20 protein-coding genes and 2 other RNA genes are annotated in these 20,623 nt (G+C 58.7%); 9 read left to right on the top strand and 13 right to left on the bottom strand.

The features are described from left to right. Positions 1–86: 86 nt before the first annotated feature. Both ACJ8PI_RS09480 and yeaG read right to left on the bottom strand, forming a co-directional pair. Positions 87–1,355 carry a YeaH/YhbH family protein gene (locus tag ACJ8PI_RS09480; RefSeq protein ID WP_033634813.1) on the bottom strand — a complete coding sequence of 423 codons (1,269 nt, stop codon included), beginning with the start codon at positions 1,353–1,355 and terminating at the stop codon, positions 87–89. 132 nt (positions 1,356–1,487) lie between these two features. Beyond that, positions 1,488–3,422 carry a protein kinase YeaG gene (gene yeaG / locus ACJ8PI_RS09475; protein WP_004932230.1) on the bottom strand — a complete coding sequence of 645 codons (1,935 nt, stop codon included), beginning with the start codon at positions 3,420–3,422 and terminating at the stop codon, positions 1,488–1,490. 42 nt (positions 3,423–3,464) lie between these two features. On the opposite strand from yeaG, the gene ACJ8PI_RS09470 reads away from it, so the two are divergent. Together ACJ8PI_RS09470 and ACJ8PI_RS09465 are read left to right on the top strand one after the other, a co-directional pair. Continuing rightward, positions 3,465–3,740, top strand: a complete 276-nt coding sequence (locus ACJ8PI_RS09470) for a hypothetical protein (RefSeq protein ID WP_154619230.1) — start codon at positions 3,465–3,467, stop codon at positions 3,738–3,740. A gap of 108 nt (positions 3,741–3,848) precedes the next feature. Next, positions 3,849–4,613, top strand: coding sequence for a MipA/OmpV family protein (locus ACJ8PI_RS09465; RefSeq protein ID WP_033647613.1), 765 nt, complete (start codon positions 3,849–3,851; stop codon positions 4,611–4,613). Between the two features lie 94 nt (positions 4,614–4,707). Here ACJ8PI_RS09465 and ACJ8PI_RS09460 read toward each other — a convergent pair whose 3' ends face one another. Both ACJ8PI_RS09460 and gapA read right to left on the bottom strand, forming a co-directional pair. Next, positions 4,708–5,583, bottom strand: a complete 876-nt coding sequence (locus ACJ8PI_RS09460; RefSeq protein ID WP_033634810.1) for a D-hexose-6-phosphate mutarotase — start codon at positions 5,581–5,583, stop codon at positions 4,708–4,710. A gap of 83 nt (positions 5,584–5,666) precedes the next feature. Then, positions 5,667–6,662: a glyceraldehyde-3-phosphate dehydrogenase gene (gapA, locus tag ACJ8PI_RS09455; protein ID WP_004932222.1), complete on the bottom strand. Its 996-nt coding sequence runs from the start codon at positions 6,660–6,662 to the stop codon at positions 5,667–5,669. Between the two features lie 348 nt (positions 6,663–7,010). Between gapA and msrB the strand changes: the two genes are divergently transcribed. After that, positions 7,011–7,424, top strand: coding sequence for a peptide-methionine (R)-S-oxide reductase MsrB (msrB, locus tag ACJ8PI_RS09450; protein WP_004932219.1), 414 nt, complete (start codon positions 7,011–7,013; stop codon positions 7,422–7,424). A 63-nt stretch (positions 7,425–7,487) separates the two neighbouring features. After that, positions 7,488–7,760: a YeaC family protein gene (locus tag ACJ8PI_RS09445; protein WP_033634809.1), complete on the top strand. Its 273-nt coding sequence runs from the start codon at positions 7,488–7,490 to the stop codon at positions 7,758–7,760. A 46-nt stretch (positions 7,761–7,806) separates the two neighbouring features. Here the strand turns inward: ACJ8PI_RS09445 and ACJ8PI_RS09440 are convergent, their stop codons facing one another. The 4 genes from ACJ8PI_RS09440 to sppA all read right to left on the bottom strand — a co-directional run bounded on the left by ACJ8PI_RS09440 (position 7,807) and on the right by sppA (position 12,938). Next, entirely contained in the window at positions 7,807–9,084 is a 1,278-nt protein-coding gene (locus tag ACJ8PI_RS09440) for a glycoside hydrolase family 18 protein (protein ID WP_164134414.1), read from the bottom strand. Positions 9,085–9,316: 232 nt separating this feature from the next. Beyond that, positions 9,317–9,949 (bottom strand): bifunctional nicotinamidase/pyrazinamidase, encoded by a 633-nt coding sequence (gene pncA / locus ACJ8PI_RS09435; RefSeq protein ID WP_033654376.1) that lies wholly within the window; start codon positions 9,947–9,949, stop codon positions 9,317–9,319. A gap of 22 nt (positions 9,950–9,971) precedes the next feature. Further along, positions 9,972–10,988: an asparaginase gene (ansA, locus tag ACJ8PI_RS09430; RefSeq protein WP_164134415.1), complete on the bottom strand. Its 1,017-nt coding sequence runs from the start codon at positions 10,986–10,988 to the stop codon at positions 9,972–9,974. A 93-nt stretch (positions 10,989–11,081) separates the two neighbouring features. Next, positions 11,082–12,938 carry a signal peptide peptidase SppA gene (gene sppA, locus ACJ8PI_RS09425; RefSeq protein ID WP_033634806.1) on the bottom strand — a complete coding sequence of 619 codons (1,857 nt, stop codon included), beginning with the start codon at positions 12,936–12,938 and terminating at the stop codon, positions 11,082–11,084. A 160-nt stretch (positions 12,939–13,098) separates the two neighbouring features. Between sppA and ACJ8PI_RS09420 the strand changes: the two genes are divergently transcribed. The 5 genes from ACJ8PI_RS09420 to ACJ8PI_RS09400 all read left to right on the top strand — a co-directional run bounded on the left by ACJ8PI_RS09420 (position 13,099) and on the right by ACJ8PI_RS09400 (position 18,187). Further along, positions 13,099–13,650 carry an NAD(P)H nitroreductase gene (locus tag ACJ8PI_RS09420; protein ID WP_004932204.1) on the top strand — a complete coding sequence of 184 codons (552 nt, stop codon included), beginning with the start codon at positions 13,099–13,101 and terminating at the stop codon, positions 13,648–13,650. 157 nt (positions 13,651–13,807) lie between these two features. Next, a complete protein-coding gene (gene selD / locus ACJ8PI_RS09415; RefSeq protein ID WP_319861153.1) occupies positions 13,808–14,851 on the top strand; it encodes a selenide, water dikinase SelD in 1,044 nt (347 codons plus the stop codon). An 8-nt stretch (positions 14,852–14,859) separates the two neighbouring features. Then, positions 14,860–15,969, top strand: coding sequence for a tRNA 2-selenouridine(34) synthase MnmH (gene mnmH, locus ACJ8PI_RS09410; protein ID WP_164097264.1), 1,110 nt, complete (start codon positions 14,860–14,862; stop codon positions 15,967–15,969). Beyond that, positions 15,969–17,894 (top strand): DNA topoisomerase III, encoded by a 1,926-nt coding sequence (locus ACJ8PI_RS09405; protein WP_049196101.1) that lies wholly within the window; start codon positions 15,969–15,971, stop codon positions 17,892–17,894. Before mnmH ends, ACJ8PI_RS09405 begins: the two co-directional genes overlap by 1 nt. Further along, positions 17,891–18,187: a YnjH family protein gene (locus tag ACJ8PI_RS09400; RefSeq protein WP_033634799.1), complete on the top strand. Its 297-nt coding sequence runs from the start codon at positions 17,891–17,893 to the stop codon at positions 18,185–18,187. Before ACJ8PI_RS09405 ends, ACJ8PI_RS09400 begins: the two co-directional genes overlap by 4 nt. 21 nt (positions 18,188–18,208) lie before the next feature. Here ACJ8PI_RS09400 and ACJ8PI_RS09395 read toward each other — a convergent pair whose 3' ends face one another. From ACJ8PI_RS09395 to ACJ8PI_RS09375, 5 genes are all read right to left on the bottom strand, one after another. Beyond that, positions 18,209–18,610 (bottom strand): pyrimidine (deoxy)nucleoside triphosphate diphosphatase, encoded by a 402-nt coding sequence (locus tag ACJ8PI_RS09395; protein WP_164134420.1) that lies wholly within the window; start codon positions 18,608–18,610, stop codon positions 18,209–18,211. 44 nt (positions 18,611–18,654) lie between these two features. Then, positions 18,655–19,461: an exodeoxyribonuclease III gene (xthA, locus tag ACJ8PI_RS09390; RefSeq protein WP_164097265.1), complete on the bottom strand. Its 807-nt coding sequence runs from the start codon at positions 19,459–19,461 to the stop codon at positions 18,655–18,657. A gap of 101 nt (positions 19,462–19,562) precedes the next feature. Continuing rightward, on the bottom strand, positions 19,563–20,135 hold the full coding sequence (locus ACJ8PI_RS09385) for a TIGR00730 family Rossman fold protein (RefSeq protein ID WP_004932190.1): 573 nt from the start codon (positions 20,133–20,135) through the stop codon (positions 19,563–19,565). 179 nt (positions 20,136–20,314) lie between these two features. Then, a non-coding RNA gene (locus ACJ8PI_RS09380) (RtT sRNA) lies at positions 20,315–20,441 on the bottom strand. Positions 20,442–20,488: 47 nt separating this feature from the next. Then, a non-coding RNA gene (locus ACJ8PI_RS09375) (RtT sRNA) lies at positions 20,489–20,615 on the bottom strand. Positions 20,616–20,623: the final 8 nt, after the last annotated feature.

Below are 20,623 nucleotides of genomic sequence, written 5' to 3'. Positions count from 1 at the left end.
ACATAGGTGATGTAAATATATAATGCGAAAAAGAAACAGCCGGAAAACGGCGTTTTCCGGCTGTGGTGACATTCACGCGACGTTATTCACACGGTCTGTTTGCGAAACAGTTCGCGGAATACCGGATAGATATCGTCCGGTTCGCGGATATGCTGCATGGCGAAGTTATCGAATCTCGCCTGCAGATCCTCATATTCGCGCCACAGCGTTTGGTGAGCGCGGCGAGTGATTTCTATGTAGCTGTAATAACGCACCATCGGCAGGATCTTCTTCGCCAACAGCTCATGGCACAGCGGTGAATCGTCGGCCCAGTTGTCGCCGTCCGACGCTTGCGCGGCGTAGATATTCCATTGCGCCGGGTCATAACGCTCTTCGACCACGTCGTTCATCAACTTCAGCGCGCTGGAGACGATGGTGCCGCCGGTTTCCTGCGAATAGAAGAACTCCTGTTCGTCCACCTCTTTCGCCTGGGTGTGATGGCGAATATAGACCACCTCGACGTTCTTGTAGGTTCGGCTCAGGAACAGATAAAGCAGAATGTAAAAGCGCTTGGCCATGTCTTTGGTCGCCTGATCCATTGAACCGGACACGTCCATCAGGCAGAACATCACCGCCTGGCTGGAAGGCTCCGGCCGGCGCTCATAGTTTTTGTAGCGCAGGTCGAAGGTATCGATAAACGGTACGCTTTCGATTTTCTTGCGCAGTTCGGCAATTTCCTTGCGCAGCCGCTCCTCTTCCAGCAATTGCACCGGTTCGGTGTTTTCCAGCTGGGTCAGCGCGTCTTCCAGCTCGTGTAACGCGCGTCTTTTACCGGCGGTCATGGCGGTACGTCGCGCCAACGAGTTCTGCAGCGAACGCACGACGCTGATGTTGGCCGGCACGCCGTTGGCGGTATAGCCGGCGCGATGGGTTTTGAACTCGGTCAGCTGCTTGTACTGATTCTTTTTCAGGTTGGGCAGGGCGAGATCCTCGAACAGCAGATCGAGGTACTCGTCTTTGGAGATCTGGAAGACGAATTCATCCTGGCCTTCACCGTCCTGGCTGGCGTTGCCCTGGCCGCCGCCACCGCCTGCGCCGCCCTGAGGCCGCTCAACGCGATCGTTCTGCACGAAGTGGTCATTGCCCGGGTGAACGCGATGGCGAGTGCCGCCGCGCCCCTGATGAAACATCGGTTCGTTGATATCGTCAGTGGGGATGGAGACCGACTCCCCGCTGTCTACGTCGGTGACCGAACGCTTGTTGATGGCTTCGGCAATCGACTGTTTGATTTGCGACTTGTAACGGCGCAAGAAGCGCTGGCGGTTCACCATGCTCTTATTTTTGCCGTTCAGCCGCCGGTCAATGAAATAGGCCATACTTCCCCCAAACGACGTTGCCAACTCTTCATGTCCCGGCCGCGACAGCGCAATGTGCCAGCCCCTCCCTGGGCTGCGCTGCAACGTCCATGACTGTGGACATGGCCCTGATAATGCCGCTTACCTGAGGCGTTATGAGGATTTTCTGACCCGCAGATACCATTCACACAGCAGGCGCACCTGCTTGCGGGTATAGCCTTTCTCCATCATGCGGTCGACGAAGTCGTCGTGTTTCTTCTGCTCGTCCGTCGATGTTTTGGCGTTAAACGAAATGACCGGCAACAGCTCTTCGGTATTGGAGAACATTTTCTTCTCAATCACTGTGCGCAGCTTCTCGTAGCTGGTCCAGTTCGGATTACGGCCATTGTTGTTGGCGCGGGCGCGCAGCACGAAGTTCACGATTTCGTTACGGAAATCTTTCGGGTTGCTGATACCGGCCGGCTTCTCGATTTTCTCCAGTTCGGCGTTCAACGACTCGCGGTCGAACAGCTGACCGGTGTCGGGATCGCGATACTCCTGATCCTGGATCCAGAAGTCCGCGTAGGTCACGTAGCGGTCAAAAATGTTCTGGCCGTATTCCGAGTAGGATTCCAGATAGGCGGTCTGGATCTCTTTGCCGATAAACTCGGCGTATTTCGGGATCAGATAGCCTTTCAGGTGCTCCAGGTATTTCTCGGCCAAATCCTGCGGGAACTGTTCGCGTTCGATCTGCTGCTCCAGCACATAGAACAGGTGTACCGGGTTGGCCGCCACCTCGGCGTGATCGAAGTTGAATACCCGCGAGAGGATTTTAAAGGCGAAACGGGTGGAGAGGCCGTTCATGCCTTCGTCAACCCCGGCGTAGTCGCGGTACTCCTGATAGGACTTGGCTTTCGGATCGGTATCCTTGAGGCTTTCACCGTCATACACGCGCATTTTCGAGTAAATGCTCGAGTTTTCCGGCTCTTTCAGCCGCGACAGCACGCTAAAGCGCGCGAGCGTTTCGAGGGTGCCCGGCGCGCAGGGCGCGTGGGTCAGCTCGCTGTGATCCAGCAGCTTGTCGTAAATCTTGATCTCTTCCGACACGCGCAGGCAGTAAGGCACCTTGACGATGTACACGCGGTCGAGGAACGCTTCGTTGTTCTTGTTGTTACGGAAGGTCACCCACTCGGATTCGTTGGAGTGCGCCAGAATGATGCCGTTGAACGGCAGGGCGGAGATGCCCTCGGTGCCGTTGTAGTTGCCTTCCTGGGTCGCCGTCAGCAGCGGGTGCAGCACCTTGATCGGCGCTTTGAACATCTCGACGAACTCCATAATCCCCTGGTTGGCGCGGCACAGGGCGCCGGAGTAGCCGTAGGCGTCCGGATCGTTCTGCGCATGGTTCTCCAGCTTACGGATGTCCACTTTACCGACCAGCGCCGAGATGTCCTGGTTGTTCTCATCGCCCGGTTCGGTTTTGGCGATGGCGATCTGCTCCAGGATGGAAGGGCGCACTTTGACGACTTTAAACTTGGTGATGTCGCCGCCGAACTCATGCAGGCGCTTCGCCGCCCACGGCGACATGATGGTGCCGAGATAGCGACTCGGGATGTTGAACTCTTTTTCCAGGATCGAGGCATCTTCCTGCGGGTTGAACAGGCACAGCGGATGATCGTTGACCGGGCTGCGTTCGCCGTTGGCGCTGAGGGTGTAGATGGGCACGCGCTGCATCAACGCCTTAAGACGCTCCGCCAGCGAGGATTTACCGCCGCCCACCGGGCCCAGCAGGTAAAGGATCTGTTTCTTCTCTTCCAGGCCCTGCGCGGCGTGTTTCAGGTAAGAGACGATCTGTTCGATGGCCTCTTCCATGCCGTAGAATTCTTCGAAGGCCGGATAGCGTGCGATCACGCGGTTGGAGAACAGGCGCGACAGGCGTGATTCTAGCGCAGTGTCGACCATCACAGGTTCACCGATAGCCATCAGCAGACGTTCGGCCGCGTTGGCATAGGCACTGCGATCTTGCCGGCAAATGGTAAGAAATTCCTGCAGTGTGAACTCTTCGTCCTTGGCAGCTTCGTAGCGCTGGCGATAGTGGTCAAATATGTTCATGATGCCCGTCCTTTCGTTATTAGCACAGGTTAAAGAGAGCGTGTGATAGTGTTCTGGCCCCCGGAAGATAAGAATACGCCTGAGTACAGCAACCCGTATGCCAACTTGGTGCGCTTATTATCGCGAGTTGCGCTGTTTGCCACTGGGCTCAGGATAAATTCACCTTCTGATTTAAGCTTAGTTTGCTTGCCGGAAAATTTCCTGCCGCAGAAAAAGCTTTTTTTAAGTCATATCAATGACTCAGTTATTACAGTTGAAGCCAAATGCCTTGTCTGGCGCGGCCTGCAGGATGAAACGTCATCGTTCCGCCATGATTAATTCATAATTCCGCTATAAGTTATTCGATCTTGGTCGTTTTCTATTGTAAAGATTAGGCGCGCAACTAAATTTTCACATAAACTATTGCGGCTATTAACCTTGTAATTTATGGAAAAAGAACCAGTGAAGATTTCAAAACTCAAAACGCTAGCAATTATCGCTTCCGCAATGGTTTGTGCGCAAAGTGCTCAGGCGGGAACCTGGTCACTCGGCGCCGGCGCGCTGGTTAGCCCGGACGCGTATCGCGGTTATCAGGATCGCGTATATCCGGTGCCCGTCATCGACTATGAAGGTGACGACTTCTACTTCCGTACTCTGACCGCCGGTTACTACCTGTGGAAAGATCAAGAAAACCAGCTGAGCATCATGGGTTACTACACGCCATGGGGCTACCGCCCTGGCGACAGCGATGACGATCGCATGAAGCGTCTCGACAAACGCCGCGGCACACTGATGGCCGGCCTGGCTTATTCGCACCACGCGGAGTGGGGCACCCTCCGCACCACCTTCACCGGCGACACGTTGAACTACAGCAACGGGCTGGTGGGCGATGTGGCTTATCTGTACAAGTTTGATCTGGACGCGCTGACGCTGGTTCCGGGCGTAGGCGTGATGTGGAACAGCAAAAACCAGAACAAATATTACTACGGCGTCAGCGCCAATGAATCGCGCCGCAGCGGCCTGGACAGCTATACCCCAGGCGATAGCTGGGCGCCGTACCTTGAGCTGAGCGCCAATTACCAGATCAATAAAAGCTGGAACGCCTTCTTCCTCGGCCGCTATGTGAAGTTGTCGGATGAAGTGAAAGACAGCCCGATGGTGGATAAATCCTACACCGGTTTGTTGATGACGGGTGTGAGCTACACCTTCTAATCACGCATTGCACGATTATCGTGCATGGCGTGCATCAAAAAGGGGCGCTGGCGCCCCTTTTGCACATCTGCAGTGCGCTGTCGCGCGCGGCGCCTCAGGCCTTCTTACGGCTGCGGAAGGTCACGCCCAAACGGGCGGGCTGCTCGCCGGCGGCGACCAGCGGTTTGCTGACGCGCCCGGTCTCGATGCAGACCATGGTCTTGTAACCGTCGTTCGGCATATCCCCCATGCTGCAGGAGAGCTCCACGCCGGGGTTCCAGGCGATGACGTCACTCATATGATGGTGGTGAACCTCTATGGTGCGCGCGAGCGCCGGATCGCGGATCTGGCTGAAGGCCTCCGGGCGGGTATAGACGCGGTCGGTTTGGCCGACGAAGGTCACTTCGCCTTCCTGAAGCGCCTCTGCGCCGCCCGCCACCTTGTCGATATAAGGCTCGCCCAGACCCGCCACGCTGACCCGATCGATGTCGCCGACCTGGAAGTAACTGTGCAGCGCCGCCGTGGCCTGATAATCGCCGTGCGATTCCAGTTCGATTTCGCACTCCGCCCCCAGCTTGAAGCGGGCAATCAGCGTGAAAGCGTGCGGCCACAATTTGCGGGTCTGCTCATTGTCCTTCAGCGTAAAGGTCAGGATGACGCCGTTGTCATCTTCATCGTGCGCCGTCAGGCTCCAGGGCTGGTTGCGGGCAAAACCGTGGGAGGGTTGCGCCACCGGGCCGAACCACGGCCAGCAGATCGGCACGCCGCCGCGGATGGCCTTGCCTTTGGCGAAGGGGGTATTGTTGCTGAGCCAAATCACCGGCTGCTCACCGCTGGGCTGCCAGGCCAGCAAATGGGCGCCTTGCAGCGCGACGGCCGCGCGCACTTTCGGATGCGACACCACAACCACGCCCAGCTCATCGAGTTGCCGCTGGCTGATGTATGGCGAAATCTGTTCGGAAACGGGCAGGGTGAAAATTTTCTCGTTCATTTCATGACCTATTGTTTGCCGGAGAGACAAATAAAAAAGGGCGACAAAAATGTCGCCCTCATTATCAGCTTAACATCATGCCATTACTTGGAGATGTGAGCGATCAGATCCAGAACCTTGTTGGAATAACCGGTTTCGTTGTCGTACCAGGAAACCAGTTTCACGAAGTTGTCGTTCAGTGCGATACCGGCTTTGGCATCGAACACGGAAGTCAGCACTTCGCCGTTGAAATCGGTGGAAACCACGTCGTCTTCAACATAGCCCAGAACGCCTTTCATAGAACCTTCAGCGGCGTCTTTGATGGCTTTCTTGATTTCTTCGTAGGTAGCCGCTTTTTCCAGACGCACGGTCAGGTCAACAACGGATACGTTTGGCGTCGGTACGCGGAACGCCATACCGGTCAGTTTGCCTTTCAGCTCTGGCAGAACAACGCCAACCGCTTTCGCTGCGCCGGTAGAAGAAGGGATGATGTTCTGGGATGCGCCGCGGCCGCCGCGCCAGTCTTTGTGGGACGGGCCATCAACGGTTTTCTGAGTTGCGGTGGTCGCGTGAACGGTGGTCATCAGACCTTCAACGATACCGAAGTTGTCGTTGATGACTTTAGCCAGTGGCGCCAGGCAGTTGGTGGTGCAAGAGGCGTTGGACACGATGTCCTGGCCGGCATATTTATCAAAGTTGGCGCCGCGCACGAACATCGGGGTCGCATCTTTGGATGGGCCAGTCAGAACCACTTTTTTGGCGCCGGCGGTGATGTGCTTACGTGCGGTTTCGTCGGTCAGGAAGATACCGGTCGCTTCAGCAACCACGTCAACACCCACTTCGTTCCACTTCAGGTTAGCCGGGTCTTTCTCTGCGGTAACACGGATGGTTTTGCCGTTAACAACCAGGTGGCCGTCTTTAACTTCTACCGTACCGTTGAAACGGCCGTGAGTAGAGTCATACTTCAGCATGTAAGCCATGTACTCTGCGTCCAACAGGTCGTTGATTGCAACGATCTCGATGTCAGAACGCTCTTGAGCAGCACGGAAAACAATGCGACCGATACGGCCAAAACCGTTGATACCTACTTTGATAGTCATATATTCCACCAGCTATTTGTTAGTGAATAAAAGGTTGGTTGTAAAATTACAAAAACCTTACCCAGCGTCAAGCGGAATCGTGTCAATTCTTGCGGCAAGTCAAACCGGAAGGGTGGTTTTGCACGCTTATTGCACAGTCCATTTGCGCTCGGCCTCATCCGTTATATGGGGACAAGCCGCCAAGTATAAAGTCAGCATACGCAAGATGTGTGATCGCTATCACATATCATCGTGACGTGGCCTTTATGGGCTACAGTTTAGGCCAAAAACCCCTGCAGCGGTGTTAATTTTTTGTTATTATTAATCATTGTTTTCGTTGACATTATCCACATTCAGAGATAAGCACAAATGGCTAAAGAGACAACCCCCGGTCATCCGGTCACGGAACTGAATGAAATCCAACGTTATGTGACGCAACAGCGCGGCACCGAAGCGCCGTTCAGCGGCAAATTGCTGCACAACAAGCGCGAGGGCGTGTACCATTGCCTGTGTTGTAACCAGCCGCTGTTCTATTCCGAAACCAAATACGATTCCGGCTGCGGCTGGCCGAGCTTTTATGAGCCGGTTTCCGCCGATGCTATCCGTTATCTTGATGATAATTCACATAATATGCATCGTGTTGAAATCCGCTGCGGCCATTGCGACGCGCACCTGGGGCACGTTTTCCCCGATGGCCCGCAGCCGACCGGCGATCGCTACTGCGTCAATTCCGCTTCACTGAGCTTTACCGATGGCGAAAATGGCGACCAAACGGCTGGTTAAGTGGTAATTTAACCAACAAAATCGATTCAGCTAATTATTCATCCGTAAGCGAGAAGGGCTCTGATGGACGTGAAAGATCTGATTGCGGCGATGACGCCCGAGATATACCAGCGCCTGGTACAGGCGGTTGAGCTGGGCAAATGGCCGGACGGCGTGGCGCTGACGCCGGAGCAAAAAGAAAACAGCCTGCAGGCGGTGATGCTGTGGCAGTCGATGAACAACGTCGATCCGCAGCACATGAGCATCGGCACCGACGGGCAGATCGTGATGAAGAGCAAGCAAGAGCTGAAACAGCAGTTCGTTGCCGAGCCGTTGGCCAAACTCAAACCGCAGTAAGGCTTCCCTTAAGAAAGCGGGGCGATGTCGCCATCGCCCCGTCGATTCACCGTTTTTCGCCCTTAATTCCCAGCGATTCCGCCAGCTGCTGCGCCAGCCGGTTGTTGTCATCCGCGCCGTATTCCCAGAACATCGCACCGCCCAATCCCTGACTTTTGATGTATTCGGTCTTGATGGCCACCGAACGCGGATTCTCGTAGGAGATTGCGAACAGCGGCTTGCCTTCGGCGGATTGCAGCGTCAGGTAAGGCACTTTGGCGTCGTCATCCCAGTGCTCGCGAAAACGATGCTGCGGATCGTTGAGCAATTTGCTGACGATATCGTGGTATTTAAAGTAAGTGTCTTTGCTGAGATCCAGCCCCAGCGCGCTGAACAGGGCGGTTTCTCGCGCGCTGAAGTAAGGTTGCGTCACCGGATGTTTGGCGGCGTCCGGCTTGTCCCAGTCGATACCCGCCTCGGTCGCCCGTTTCGGAACCCGGCCGTAGAAACCGATGCCCAGGTTCATCTGCGCCGGTTTCAGGCCGGCAGTCAGATAATTCTTGACCACGAAATCGGCGCTGTAGCGATCGGCGGCCGCCACGGTTGGCCAACGCTTTGAATCGTACAGGTTGGCATTGAAGTACTGCGTGCCGTAAGCCATGTCGTAGGTCATCAGATTGATGTAGTCGAGGTAAGGGGCAATGCTTTTCACATCAACCCATTCCTGTGGGCTTTTGACGTTGGCCCCGACGGCGATGGTTAACAGCTTGCCTTTACCCAGCGCCTGATGAAGCTCTTTCAACAGCAGGGTGAAGTTGTCGCGATCCGCCGGTTGGCTTTCCACCAGCCCCCAGGCGCCGTTCACCGGATATTCCCAGTCCAGATCGATGCCATCCAGCTGATACTGGGCGATCACCTGCAGCGCGGAACGGATGAATATCGCCCGGTTTTCCGCAGTTGCCGCGGCACCGGAGAAACCCCGTGCGCCCCAGCCGCCGACCGACAGCAGCACTTTCAGCTCGGGGTTCTGCTTGCGCAGCGTCGGTAGCCGTTGCAGATCGGCCATCACCTTCGGCGACAGGTAGATCTGGTGGCGGCGAGCGGGGTCTTTCAACACCGCATTGGTTTCGTCTTTCTCGCCGTTGTAGATCAGTCCGAACGAATAGTTGAGGTGGGTGATTTGCGTGACGTCCAGCTTGTCGATGTCGCCACCGGGGCCGGCGGTGACGTCGCCGCCGCCGTTGAAGTAGCCGACGGAGAGATAAGCCGCCTGGGCCGTGCCTACGCCGGCCATAGCCAACTGCACCGCCGCCAGCAAAGGCAGCAGTTTTCGGGTTATTTTCATGTCTGTCTCCTTGGGTCGGCAAGGCCGACCGTACCGCCAGGGGCGGTCACAATAAAGCCGGGCTCAGTGGGCCCCGGATGCGTATAACCGATTGACGCCAAAAGCGTCGCAGCCATAACAGCAAAAGCGCCTGCTGCTCACAAGCCGTTGGGGAAGAAGAAGGGCGATATTGTGAGCGGCGTCGAAATTTTCGCCACCGCGCAGAGAGGGCGCTGATGGCGCCCTGGAGGATTTAGTTGGCGAGGAATTGTGACAGGGTAACCAGTTGCGCACCGGCGCACGCCATGTCCTGCAGCGCCCGCTCGCTGTCGTCTGGCTGCAGATTCACGCCGCGGCAGCCGTCGACGATCACCTGCGTCGGATAGCCGGCGGCCAGCGCATCCAGCACGCTGAACTTCACGCAGTAGTCGGTCGCCAGGCCCATGATTGCCAGCCGCCGGACGCCCTGTGATTGCAGCCAGCCGTGCAGTTCGGTCTGCGCTCGGTGGCCGTTATCGAAGAACGCGCTGTAGCTGTCGATATCCGTATCCTGCCCTTTGCGAAAAACGGCATTGATATGTTGCCGCTGTAACTGGGGGTGAAAATCGGCGCCGTGGCTCCCTTGCACGCAGTGCACCGGCCACCATACCTGCGGCAGGCCTTCCAGCTCGCCGAGGGTGCCGACCTGCGCATGGGAGTTCACCGCAAAACTGCGGTGATTGGCGGGATGCCAGTCCTGGCTGGCCACCACCGGCTCGCCACGCGCCAGACAGGCGGCGATCGCCTGATTGGCCACCGGGATGACGGCGTCGCCCGCCGTGACCGCCAGCGCGCCGCCGGGGCAGAAATCGTTTTGCAGATCGATCAACAACAGGGCCGTTTTCATCGCCGCTCCAGAGTTCAGTAGGTTAACCGTTGATGCTCAGTTCGCCGCGCAGGTCTTGCTGCATCAGGGCGCGGATTTGTTCCGGCGTCAGCGGCTGGCTCAGCAGGTAGTGCAGCTTGGTCAGGGTGGCTTCCACCGTCATGTCGAAACCGCTGATCACCCCGGCGTGCGCCAGCGCGTTGCCGGTGGCGTAGCCTTCCATATTGACGCGCCCGGAGATGCACTGCGTCAGGTTCACCACCACGATGCCGCGTTCTGAAGCCGCGCGCAACTCGTCGATCAGCTCTGCCTTCTGCGGCGCGTTGCCGACGCCGTAGGAACGCAGGATCAGCGCTTTGACCGGCTGCAGCAGGAAGTTGCGCACCACCGCGCCGGAAATGCCCGGATAGATAGTGACCACGCCGATCGGCTGCGGCGTAATGTCGTGCACCCGCAGCGCGCCGTTGCATGGCGGGCTGTCGATGCCTTGCTGGCGGCGAATGTGAATACCGGCTTCCAGCAGCGGCGGCAGATTCGGGGAGGCGAAGGCGTCGAAGCCGTCGGCGTGCGCTTTGGTGGTGCGGTTGCCGCGGAACAGCTTGTTGTTGAAGAACAGGCTGACTTCATTCACCGGATGGTTGGCCGCCAGATACAGCGCGTTGAGCAGGTTGGTCTGGCCATCGGAACGCAGCTCCGCCAGCGGAATCTGCGAGCCGGTGACGATCACCGGTTTAGCCAGGTTTTCCAGCATGAAGGAGAGTGCCGACGCGGTGAACGCCATGGTGTCGGTGCCGTGCAGGATCACGAAGCCGTCGTAGCGATCGTAGTTCTGCTTGATGTCATCGGCGATGTGCTGCCAGTCTTCCGGCGTCATATCCGAAGAGTCAATCAATGGCGCATATTCATGAATGGTGAAATCCGGCATTTCCGGGCGATGGAATTCGGGCATCAGCGCCAGCTGGCGCTGCAGGTGGCCGGAAACCGGGATATAGCCGTGATCGGAACGCTGCATGCCGATGGTGCCGCCGGTGTAGGCGACGTAAATGGATTTCTTTTGCATGGTCATGATTTTAACAAAGATAAGATGGGCTGAATTATAGGGGCATGGCGGCAGAAAAAAAGCCCGGCGATGGCCGGGCTGCAGAATTATTTGTTAGCGGACTTCTCCGCAGGTGAGACAGATCGCATAACGGTTTTGCGGATCGTTCAGGTTATTGAACAAGCCCGGCTGTTCTTTCACCGCGTTGGCGACCGAGGCCAGCGGAGCGGGCAGCATGGCTTGAATCGCCGCCGGCAGCATGGCGTGAACGGAAACGCCGAACTGGCTGAGCACCATATCGCTCAGGCTTGGGGTATCGACGAACCAGTTGAGCTGCCACTGCTGCAGCTTCGCCAGCTCGGCGGCTTTCTTCACCGCGTCGTCGAAATCGCCCAACTGATCGACCAGGCCGTTGGCCTTGGCGTCGCTGCCGAGCCAGACGTGGCCCTGGGCGATTTGGTCAACCTGCTGCGGGGTCATCTTGCGCGATTTGGCAACCAGATCGAGGAAGTTCTTATACCCGTTTTCGATATTCAGCTGCATCATCTGCGAGAACTCCTGCGGCAGCGCCTTGGTGACCGCAATGTCGGCCAGCGGCGAGGTCGCCACGCCATCGGTGTGCACGCCCAGCGTATCCAGGGTTTTCTCGTAGGTGTTGATGATGCCGAAAATGCCGATGGAACCGGTCAGGGTGCTCGGGCTGGCGATGATGTAGTCGGCCGGCGTCGAAACCCAGTAGCCGCCCGACGCGGCCATGCCGCCCATCGAAACCACCACCGGTTTGCCGGCGGCGCGCACGGCGGCCAGTTCGGAACGGATCACTTCGGATGCGCTGACGCTGCCGCCCGGGCTGTTGACGCGGAACACCACGGCCTTGATGGCCGGATCCAGACGGGCCTGACGCAGTTCGGCGGCGGTGGTATCACCCCCGACGTTACCCGGCGTCTGCGGGCCGTCCATGATGGCGCCGTTGGCGAAGACTACGGCGATCTTGCCGCCCTGGTTGGCGTCCGGCTTCGGCTGGTAGTCGTAGATGCTGATGGCGTTGAAATCGTTCGCCTGTTTATCCCAGCCGAAGGTCTTGACCAGCTGATTTTCGATCGCGGTGCGCGAGGCCAGCTCGTCCACCAGCTTATTGTCCAGCGCATAGCGAGCGGTGTCGCCACCGGCTGCCTGCAGGCCGCTCAGCACGCCGGCGGCGCCCGGGAACAGCTGCTGTGGCGTCAGCTGGCGGTTGGCCGCGACGGTTTCCAGATAGTTCTGCCACAGGCCGCCAATCCAGCGGCTGTCCGCTTCGCGCGCCGCCGGAGACATATCGTCGCGGATCAGCGGTTCGACCGCCGATTTATAGGTGCCGACGCGGAAGATATTGGTGGTGACCTTGAGCATGTCCAGCAACGACTTGTAATACAGGTTGTTGGTGGCGAAACCGTGCAGATCGACCGCGCCCTGCGGCGACAGATAGACCTTGTTGGCGTAGCTGGCCAGGAAGTATTGCGTCTGGTTATAGCTGTCGCCGATGGCGAAGATCGGCTTGCCGCTGTCGCGGAACTCGCGCAGCGCCTTGCCGATATAGCGCAGCGACGGCTGATCGGCGCCGACGAAGTCATTCAGCTGCAACACCATGCCGGTAATGTTTTTATCGTCTTTGGCCTTGCGGATGCTATCGACCACGTCGAACAGCGAGTTTTCCTGCAGACGGCTGCTGGAGGCGCCCAACAGCTCGCGGCCCCATTGCCGCACCCGGTTGTTTACCGAGGGCTGATCGACCACCACGCCGCTTAAATCGACCAGCAGCGCACCGCGCGCCGGGGCCGTCGTGGTGGAGGAACTTTGGAAGGACAGATAGATGCCAACCCCAACCAGGATCAGCAAGACCAGGAACAGGTTAAGGATCAGTTCCCTGATAAAATTCAGCAGACGCCATGTCCACCGGAAAATGCCGGCAATAATTTGCCACAATGTGCGCATGTGCTCTCCAACAAGAGTCGAGAATGTTCCGCTATCCTAATGAGCGGCCGGGGAAATGTCAGCTTTAAATCGTGGCACACAGACGCTATCGCCGAGGCTGTAACTCGTCGTTTAGCTATGTTAACGTGGCCGGAATGAAAATTGTTATCAGGAGTTTACGATGGATGCTCTGGATCTTTTATTGAATCGCCGCTCGGCTTCGCGCCTGGCGGAACCGGCGCCGGCGGGGGAAGTGCGCCAAAATATCATCAACGCGGGCCTGCGTGCGCCCGATCACGGCGCGCTGCAGCCGTGGCGTTTCGTGATGATCGAAAATCAGGGTCTGGAGCGCTTCAGCCAGCTGCTGCAGGCGGCGGCGAAACAGGATCAACTGGACGAAGCGGCGATCGAAAAGGCCACCAAGGCGCCGTTCCGCGCGCCGCTGATCATCACCGTCATTGCGCACTGCACTGAAGAGACCAAGGTGCCGCGCTGGGAGCAGGTGGTTTCCGCCGGTTGCGCGGTGCAGGCGATGCAGATGGCGGCGCTGGCGCAGGGCTTTAACGGCATCTGGCGCACCGGCGCCTGGACCGAGCATGCGCTGGTGCGCGAAGCCTTCGGCTGCCGCGAGCAGGACGAGATCGTCGGTTTCCTCTATCTGGGCACGCCGCAGCTGAAGGCCGCCACCAAGGTGACGCCGCCGGACAGCACGCCTTTCGTCAGCTATTTCTGAGTTTTCTCCCGCGGGGCGCGGCGAAAATGCGCCAAACCCCGCAAAATCGCATGGTTTCTGAGCAGGCCGTTCGCTTATCGCTGGCGCGCTCTTATCAATCCCTTCGGCAAGCGCTACCCTATGTTATCTTGAGTGCCGTTACCGAAGGGAGTGGACTATGACATCGCCAGCGATCCGTTTAACCCAGTACAGCCATGGCGCTGGCTGCGGCTGCAAAATCTCACCGAAAGTTCTCGAAACCATCTTGCACAGCGAGCGGGAAAAGTTTGTCGATTCGCGCCTGCTGGTCGGCAATGAAACCCGCGACGACGCGGCGGTGTACGACATCGGCAACGGCGTCGGCATCATCAGCACCACTGACTTTTTCATGCCGATCGTCGACGATCCGTTCGATTTCGGCCGCATTGCGGCCGCCAACGCTATCAGCGACGTGTATGCGATGGGCGGCAAACCGATCATGGCGATCGCCATTCTCGGCTGGCCGATCGCCAAGCTGCCGCCGGAGGTGGCGCAGCAGGTGATCGACGGCGGCCGTTTCGCCTGCCAGCAGGCGGGGATCGCGCTGGCCGGCGGCCATTCCATCGATGCGCCGGAACCTATTTTCGGCCTGGCGGTCACCGGCGTGGTCAATACCGAGCGGGTGAAGAAAAACAGCGCGGCACAGGCCGGGGCGAAACTCTATCTGACCAAGCCGCTGGGCATCGGCGTGCTCACGACCGCCGAGAAACAAAGCAAACTGCGCCCTGAGCATCAGGGCCTGGCGACCGAAGTGATGTGCCGCCTGAACAAGCCGGGCGCCGATTTTGCCGAGGTGGCGGGCGTCACGGCGATGACCGATATCACCGGTTTTGGCCTGCTGGGCCACCTGAGCGAGGTGTGCCAGGGCTCCGGTCTGCAGGCGACGGTCTGGTTCGATCGGGTGCCGAAGCTGCCGGACGTCGAAGCGTATATCGCCGAAGGGTGCGTGCCGGGCGGCACCGGGCGCAACTTCGACAGCTATGGCCATCTGGTGGGCGAGATGAGCGATTTGCAGCGCCAGCTGCTGTGCGATCCACAAACCTCTGGCGGTTTGCTGTTGGCGGTATTGCCAGAGGCGGAAGCGCAGGTGCTGGCGATTGCCGGGCAGCACGGTATCACCCTCAACGCCATCGGTGAGCTGCATGTGGCATCGGCCGGTAAGCCGCTGATCGAGGTCGTGTAGTGTCCCACATGCAAGGAAGGCCGGACAGCGACGATTACCCACGCATTTTCCTGCAGGACGTGCCGCTGATTGACGTGCGCGCACCGATCGAATTTCAGCAGGGCGCCTTCGCACAGGCGGTGAATTTACCGCTGATGATCGACAGCGAACGCCAGGCTGTCGGCACCTGCTATAAGCAGCATGGGCAGCAGGCGGCGATCGCGCTCGGCCACAGCCTGGTGAACGGCAAACTGCGCGAACAGCGCACCGCCGCCTGGCTGGCGGCCTGCGCAGCGCGGCCCGAAGGCTATATTTACTGCTTCCGCGGCGGGCTGCGCTCGCAGCTGGTGCAGCAATGGCTGCACGAGGCCGGCGTGGATTATCCGCGTATCACTGGCGGTTATAAGGCGCTGCGCAATTATCTGCTCGGTGTACTGACGCAAAGCGCGCAATTGCCGATGGCCCTGGTGGGCGGCAATACCGGCAGCGGCAAGACGCTGCTGGTCAACGAACTGGCCGACGGCGTCGATCTGGAAGGCGCGGCGCGCCATCGCGGTTCATCTTTTGGCCGAACGCTGGCGGGGCAGAGCTCGCAGATAGATTTTGAGAATCGTCTGGCTGTGTTATTGCTGAAAAAACAGCATGGTGGCAGCCGCCGTTGGGTGCTGGAAGACGAAGGGCGGATCATCGGCAGCAACAATCTGCCGTTGCCGTTGTTCAACGGCATGCAGCAGGCGCCGGTGGCGGTGATCGACGATCCGTTCGATATTCGTCTGGCGCGCCTGCAGGCCGAATATATCGACGGTATGCGCGAACAGTTCGAACAGGCCTATGGCATGGAAGAGGGCTGGCGGCAGTACGACGACTATTTGCATCATGGCCTGTTCGCCATTCGCCGCCGTTTGGGCCTGGAGCGCTTCCAGCAGTTGACGCAGCGGCTGGAGGCGGCGCTGCGGGCGCAGCGCCTCAGCGGCCAGGGCGACGTGCACCGCGAGTGGTTGGCGCCTCTGTTGCAGCAGTACTACGATCCGATGTATTGCTATCAGTTGGAAAAGAAAGCCCAGCGGATCGTCTTCCGCGGGAACTATGCAGAAGTAAGAGAATTCTTGATGACGTTCAGCCAGAAAAACGGTGATTAATGCGACTGTTCATAGCCGAGAAACCGAGTTTGGCGCGCGCCATTGCCGACGTCTTGCCCAAGCCGCATCGCCGCGGCGACGGCTATATCGCCTGTGGCAACAACGACGTGGTGACCTGGTGCGTCGGCCATCTGTTGGAGCAGGCCCAGCCTGACGCCTATGACAGCCGCTATGCGCGCTGGTCGTTGGCGGATCTGCCAATCATCCCCGAAAAATGGCGCTTGCAGCCACGCCCTTCGGTCAGCAAACAGCTCAACGCGATTAAAAAGTTGCTGCTCGAAGCCGATGAAGTGGTTCACGCCGGTGACCCGGATCGCGAGGGGCAACTGCTGGTGGATGAGGTGCTGGACTACCTGGATTTGACGGCGGAGAAGCGCCAGAACGTGCGCCGTTGTCTGATCAACGATCTCAATCCGCAGGCGGTGGAGCGTGCTGTCGAGCGTCTGCGCGACAACCGTGATTTCATTCCGTTGTGCGTGTCTGCGCTGGCGCGTTCGCGCGCCGACTGGCTGTACGGCATCAATATGACCCGCGCCTACACGCTGCTGGGCCGCAACGCCGGTTACGACGGCGTGCTGTCGGTGGGCAGGGTGCAGACCCCGGTGCTCGGATTGGTGGTGCGCCGCGATGAAGAGATCGAAAACTTCGTGCCAAAAGACTTCTTTGAGGTCAAGGCGCACATCGTCACGCCGAAAGAAGAGCGCTTTGTGGCGCTGTGGCAACCCAGCGAGTCCTGCGAACCTTATCAGGATGAAGAGGGGCGTTTGCTGCACCGGCCGTTGGCGGAGCACGTGGTCAAGCGCATCGAGGGGCAGCCTGCCCTGGTCACGTCCTATAATGATAAACGGGAATCAGATACCGCGCCGCTGCCGTTCTCGCTCTCTACGCTGCAAATCGAGGCGGCCCGGCGCTATAACCTCAGCGCGCAACAGGTGCTGGACGTTTGCCAGCGGCTGTACGAAACCCACAAATTGATCACCTATCCGCGTTCCGACTGCCGCTATCTGCCGGAAGAACATTTCGCCGGCCGCCACGCGGTGCTGAACGCCATTAGCGTGCACCAGCCTGAGCTGTATCCGCAGCCGGTGATCGACAGCGATCGCCGCAACCGCTGCTGGGACGATAAAAAGGTCGATGCGCACCACGCCATTATTCCCACCGCCCGCGCCGGCAAGGTGAATCTGACGCAGGATGAACGGAATGTGTATGGGCTGGTGGCGCGCCAGTACTTGATGCAGTTCTGTCCGGATGCGGTGTTCCGCAAATGCGTGATCGAGCTGGATATCGCCGGCGGCAAATTCATCGCCAAGGCGCGTTTCCTGGCGGAGGCCGGTTGGCGTACGCTGCTGGGCAGCAAGGAGCGCGACGAGGAAAACGAAGGCGCGCCGCTGCCGGTGGTGGCCAAGGACGATGAGCTGCTGTGCGAGCGCGGTGAAGTGGTGGAACGCCAGACGCAGCCGCCGCGGCCGTTTACCGACGCCAGCCTGTTGTCGGCCATGACCGGCATCGCGCGGTTCGTACAAGATAAAGCGTTAAAGAAAATCCTGCGGGCGACCGATGGTTTAGGTACGGAAGCGACGCGAGCGGGGATCATCGAATTGCTGTTCAAACGGGCGTTTCTGTACAAGAAGGGGCGCTATATTCACTCCAGCGAAACCGGGCGCGCGTTGATTCACTCGCTGCCGGATCTTGCTGCGCGTCCTGATATGACGGCCAACTGGGAAGCCACGCTGACGCAAATCAGCGAGAAATCCTGCCGCTATCAGGACTTTATGCAGCCGTTGGTCGGCACGCTGCAAGAGCTGATTTATCAGGCCAAGCAGAGCCGGGCGAGCATGGCGTTTCGTGGGTTGCCGCCGCCGCCTTCCAGCGGGGGCAAAAAACGCAGGAAAAGCGCCGGCAAGGCGCAGGAGAAGAGTGAATGAAGCATGGACTCAGTGGGGTTTTAGCCGCCGCTGTCTTGGCGTTTTCCGGCCTGGCCGCCGCCAATCGCGGCGATGTGGACGTGGTGTTGCCGGTTTCGCCGGAGATTTGGGGCACGGCCAAAAACGGCGTCAACCCGCCGCCGGCGCAGCCCTGCAACCGCTGTTGCGTCTACCAGAACCAGAATTATTCCGAAGGGGCGGTGCTCAAAGTCGAAGGGGAAGTGCTGCAGTGCGTGCGTGAGCCTAACACCATCGGCACCAACCCCTTGATTTGGGTGCGATTGAAGAAGTGACGATGTAACCTATCGCCGCGCTCAGCGCGCATCGCCTTGCGCGGCGATATAGTCCGCCAGCAGTGGAACGTCGGCGGGCGCCAGGGCGTATTCCTGCGCCTGTTGCGGCGTGACCCAGACCAGCGCCGAGTGGCAATGCAGCTGCAATTCACCGGAGAACTCCGCGACTCGCCAGGCATGCAGCCGGATGAGGCGTTCGCCTTGCTGCCACTGATTGCTGCCCACATGGTCGCCGATACGGGCGCAAATCCCCAACTCTTCATCCAGCTCGCGCGCCAGCGCCTCTGGCTGGCTTTCGCCGGCTTCAACCTTGCCGCCGGGAAACTCCCACAGACCGGCCTGATCGCTGCCTGTGCCGCGCTGGGCCAGTAAAATGTGGCCGTTCTGTTCCAGAATAGCGGCTACCACGTCGATAATTTTCATTGGCTTCACAGAGTAAAACCCCGGCGAGCGCCGGGGTGATGGGATTACAGCGTAAATTCCGCCCAGACCGGCGCATGGTCGGAAGGTTTTTCCATGCTGCGGGTTTGGTAATCGATGCCGGTGGCGATGCAGCGCGAAGCCAGAGGGGTGCTGGCCAGCAGCAGATCGATACGCAGGCCGCGGTTGTCGTCGAACCCTTTGGAACGGTAGTCGAACCACGAGAATTCGTCGTTGCGCCCCGGGTTGGCGTGGCGGTAGGTGTCCACCAGCCCCCAGTTCAGCAGGCGCTCCATCCATTCGCGCTCTTCCGGCAGGAAGGAACACTTGCCGGTGCGCAGCCAGCGTTTGCGGCTGTCTTCGCCGATGCCAATGTCATAATCGCTTGGGCTGATGTTCATGTCACCCATGATCAACACCGGGGATTCCGCCGACAGCTGCTGCTCCAGGTAGTTTTGCAGATCCTGATAAAAGCGTGTTTTAGCCGGGAATTTGATCGGGTGGTCGCGGCTTTCACCTTGCGGGAAGTAGCCGTTGATCACCGTCAGCGTGCCCTGCGGCGTAGCCAGATCGGCCATGATGATGCGACGCTGCGCATCTTCTTCATCGGTCGGGAAACCGCGGCGCACGGCCAGAGGCTCCGCTTTGGTCAGCAGCGCCACGCCGTAATGGCCTTTTTGCCCGTGGTAGAACACGTGATAGCCGTGCTGGCTGACTTCTTCCAGCGGGAACATGTCGTCGTGAACTTTCGTTTCTTGCAGGCCGATCACGTCGGGCTGGTGCTGTTCGATAATTGCCGCCAGCTGATGCGGACGCGCGCGCAGTCCATTGATATTAAAAGAGACAAACTTCATGAGCGGTGCCGTTTTCACGATAAAAATGTGCTGTGATAGTAGCAGAGTTTGGCGGGAAATGTAACGCAGACAGCGGCGGGACCGCTGGCTGCGCAGCGGCTTTATTTCGCCCAGCGGTCGTAATTTTTGGGTTGATAGTCGTCAAACTGTTGCAGCAGCGTTTGCGCCGATTCACTGATGTGCAGGGTGCCGAGGTAGTCGTGGCGCATAAAGCCCTGATCGGCGACGTGCTCGAGGAACTGGCTCAGCGGGCGGTAGAACCCGTTGACGTTGAGCAGGCCGACCGGTTTGTTGTGATAGCCGATTTGCCCCCAGGTCCAGATTTCAAACAGCTCTTCCAGCGTGCCGATGCCGCCGGGCAGGGCGATAAAACTGTCCGCCAGCGCCGCCATACGGGCTTTGCGCGTGTGCATATCCGGCACCACTTCCAATTCAGTCAGGCCGCGATGCGCGGTTTCCGCTTCAACCAGGCGCTCGGGGATAATGCCGACAGCTTCACCGCCCGCCGCCAACACCGCGTCCGCCACGATCCCCATCAATCCTTTTTTGCCGCCGCCGTAGATTAAACGGCGCCCCTGTGCGGCCAGCAGCTGCCCCAGTTGACGAGCCTGCTCGGCATAAGCGGGATTGACGCCTTCGCTGGCGCCACAAAAAACGCAAATATTGTTTCGCATCCACCTGTTCCTTACTGCACTAAAGAAGCCAGTGGTATAGCGAATTGTCGGTCTTAGTTCAAGTTACGGTTGGATGAGAGCAAACAAAACGGCTGGGTGAAAGCGGTGAATAAGGGAAGATAGCTTGAGTTTTATTGGTGCGAGGATAATGAGTCGATTTGGAAATGTTCTGCAAGAGATGGTGGTGGGGGAAGGATGATTCGTCGCTGCGCGACTCACCCTGCGGGCCGCGCTGAAGCGCGTTGTCTCACTGCGTGAGACTCGAACCTTATCGAAGCTTCTCATCCTTCCCCGGTGCGGAGCATTATGGAGGCGATGTGCTTTAAGTTTATTTGGGGTTTTCTATAAAGAGATGGTGGTGGGGGAAGGATAATTCGTCGCTGCGCGACTCACCCTGCGGGCCGCGCTGAAGCGCGTTGTCTCACTGCGTGAGACTCGAACCTTGTCGAAGCTTCTCATCCTTCCCCGGTGCGGAGCATTATGGAGGC

Source organism: Serratia sp. CY82433, assembly GCF_052166535.1.
GTDB lineage: Bacteria > Pseudomonadota > Gammaproteobacteria > Enterobacterales > Enterobacteriaceae > Serratia > Serratia sarumanii.
The sequence above is the reverse complement of the archived record's forward strand: the minus strand, read 5'-3'. Positions and strand labels throughout refer to the sequence as shown.

Excerpts from the sequence above, each read along its gene's own strand:
- ACJ8PI_RS09385 (WP_004932190.1), bottom strand. The coding sequence starts at position 20,135 with ATGCGAAACAATATTTGCGTTTTTTGTGGCGCCAGCGAAGGCGTCAAT.
- ACJ8PI_RS09445 (WP_033634809.1), top strand. The coding sequence starts at position 7,488 with ATGGACGTGAAAGATCTGATTGCGGCGATGACGCCCGAGATATACCAG.
- yeaG (WP_004932230.1), bottom strand. The coding sequence starts at position 3,422 with ATGAACATATTTGACCACTATCGCCAGCGCTACGAAGCTGCCAAGGAC.
- ACJ8PI_RS09460 (WP_033634810.1), bottom strand. The coding sequence starts at position 5,583 with ATGAACGAGAAAATTTTCACCCTGCCCGTTTCCGAACAGATTTCGCCA.
- msrB (WP_004932219.1), top strand. The coding sequence starts at position 7,011 with ATGGCTAAAGAGACAACCCCCGGTCATCCGGTCACGGAACTGAATGAA.
- ACJ8PI_RS09405 (WP_049196101.1), top strand. The coding sequence starts at position 15,969 with ATGCGACTGTTCATAGCCGAGAAACCGAGTTTGGCGCGCGCCATTGCC.
- ACJ8PI_RS09440 (WP_164134414.1), bottom strand. The coding sequence starts at position 9,084 with ATGAAAATAACCCGAAAACTGCTGCCTTTGCTGGCGGCGGTGCAGTTG.
- ACJ8PI_RS09465 (WP_033647613.1), top strand. The coding sequence starts at position 3,849 with ATGGAAAAAGAACCAGTGAAGATTTCAAAACTCAAAACGCTAGCAATT.
- ACJ8PI_RS09420 (WP_004932204.1), top strand. The coding sequence starts at position 13,099 with ATGGATGCTCTGGATCTTTTATTGAATCGCCGCTCGGCTTCGCGCCTG.
- pncA (WP_033654376.1), bottom strand. The coding sequence starts at position 9,949 with ATGAAAACGGCCCTGTTGTTGATCGATCTGCAAAACGATTTCTGCCCC.
- ACJ8PI_RS09480 (WP_033634813.1), bottom strand. The coding sequence starts at position 1,355 with ATGGCCTATTTCATTGACCGGCGGCTGAACGGCAAAAATAAGAGCATG.
- mnmH (WP_164097264.1), top strand. The coding sequence starts at position 14,860 with ATGCAAGGAAGGCCGGACAGCGACGATTACCCACGCATTTTCCTGCAG.
- xthA (WP_164097265.1), bottom strand. The coding sequence starts at position 19,461 with ATGAAGTTTGTCTCTTTTAATATCAATGGACTGCGCGCGCGTCCGCAT.
- ACJ8PI_RS09400 (WP_033634799.1), top strand. The coding sequence starts at position 17,891 with ATGAAGCATGGACTCAGTGGGGTTTTAGCCGCCGCTGTCTTGGCGTTT.
- ansA (WP_164134415.1), bottom strand. The coding sequence starts at position 10,988 with ATGCAAAAGAAATCCATTTACGTCGCCTACACCGGCGGCACCATCGGC.
- selD (WP_319861153.1), top strand. The coding sequence starts at position 13,808 with ATGACATCGCCAGCGATCCGTTTAACCCAGTACAGCCATGGCGCTGGC.
- sppA (WP_033634806.1), bottom strand. The coding sequence starts at position 12,938 with ATGCGCACATTGTGGCAAATTATTGCCGGCATTTTCCGGTGGACATGG.
- gapA (WP_004932222.1), bottom strand. The coding sequence starts at position 6,662 with ATGACTATCAAAGTAGGTATCAACGGTTTTGGCCGTATCGGTCGCATT.
- ACJ8PI_RS09395 (WP_164134420.1), bottom strand. The coding sequence starts at position 18,610 with ATGAAAATTATCGACGTGGTAGCCGCTATTCTGGAACAGAACGGCCAC.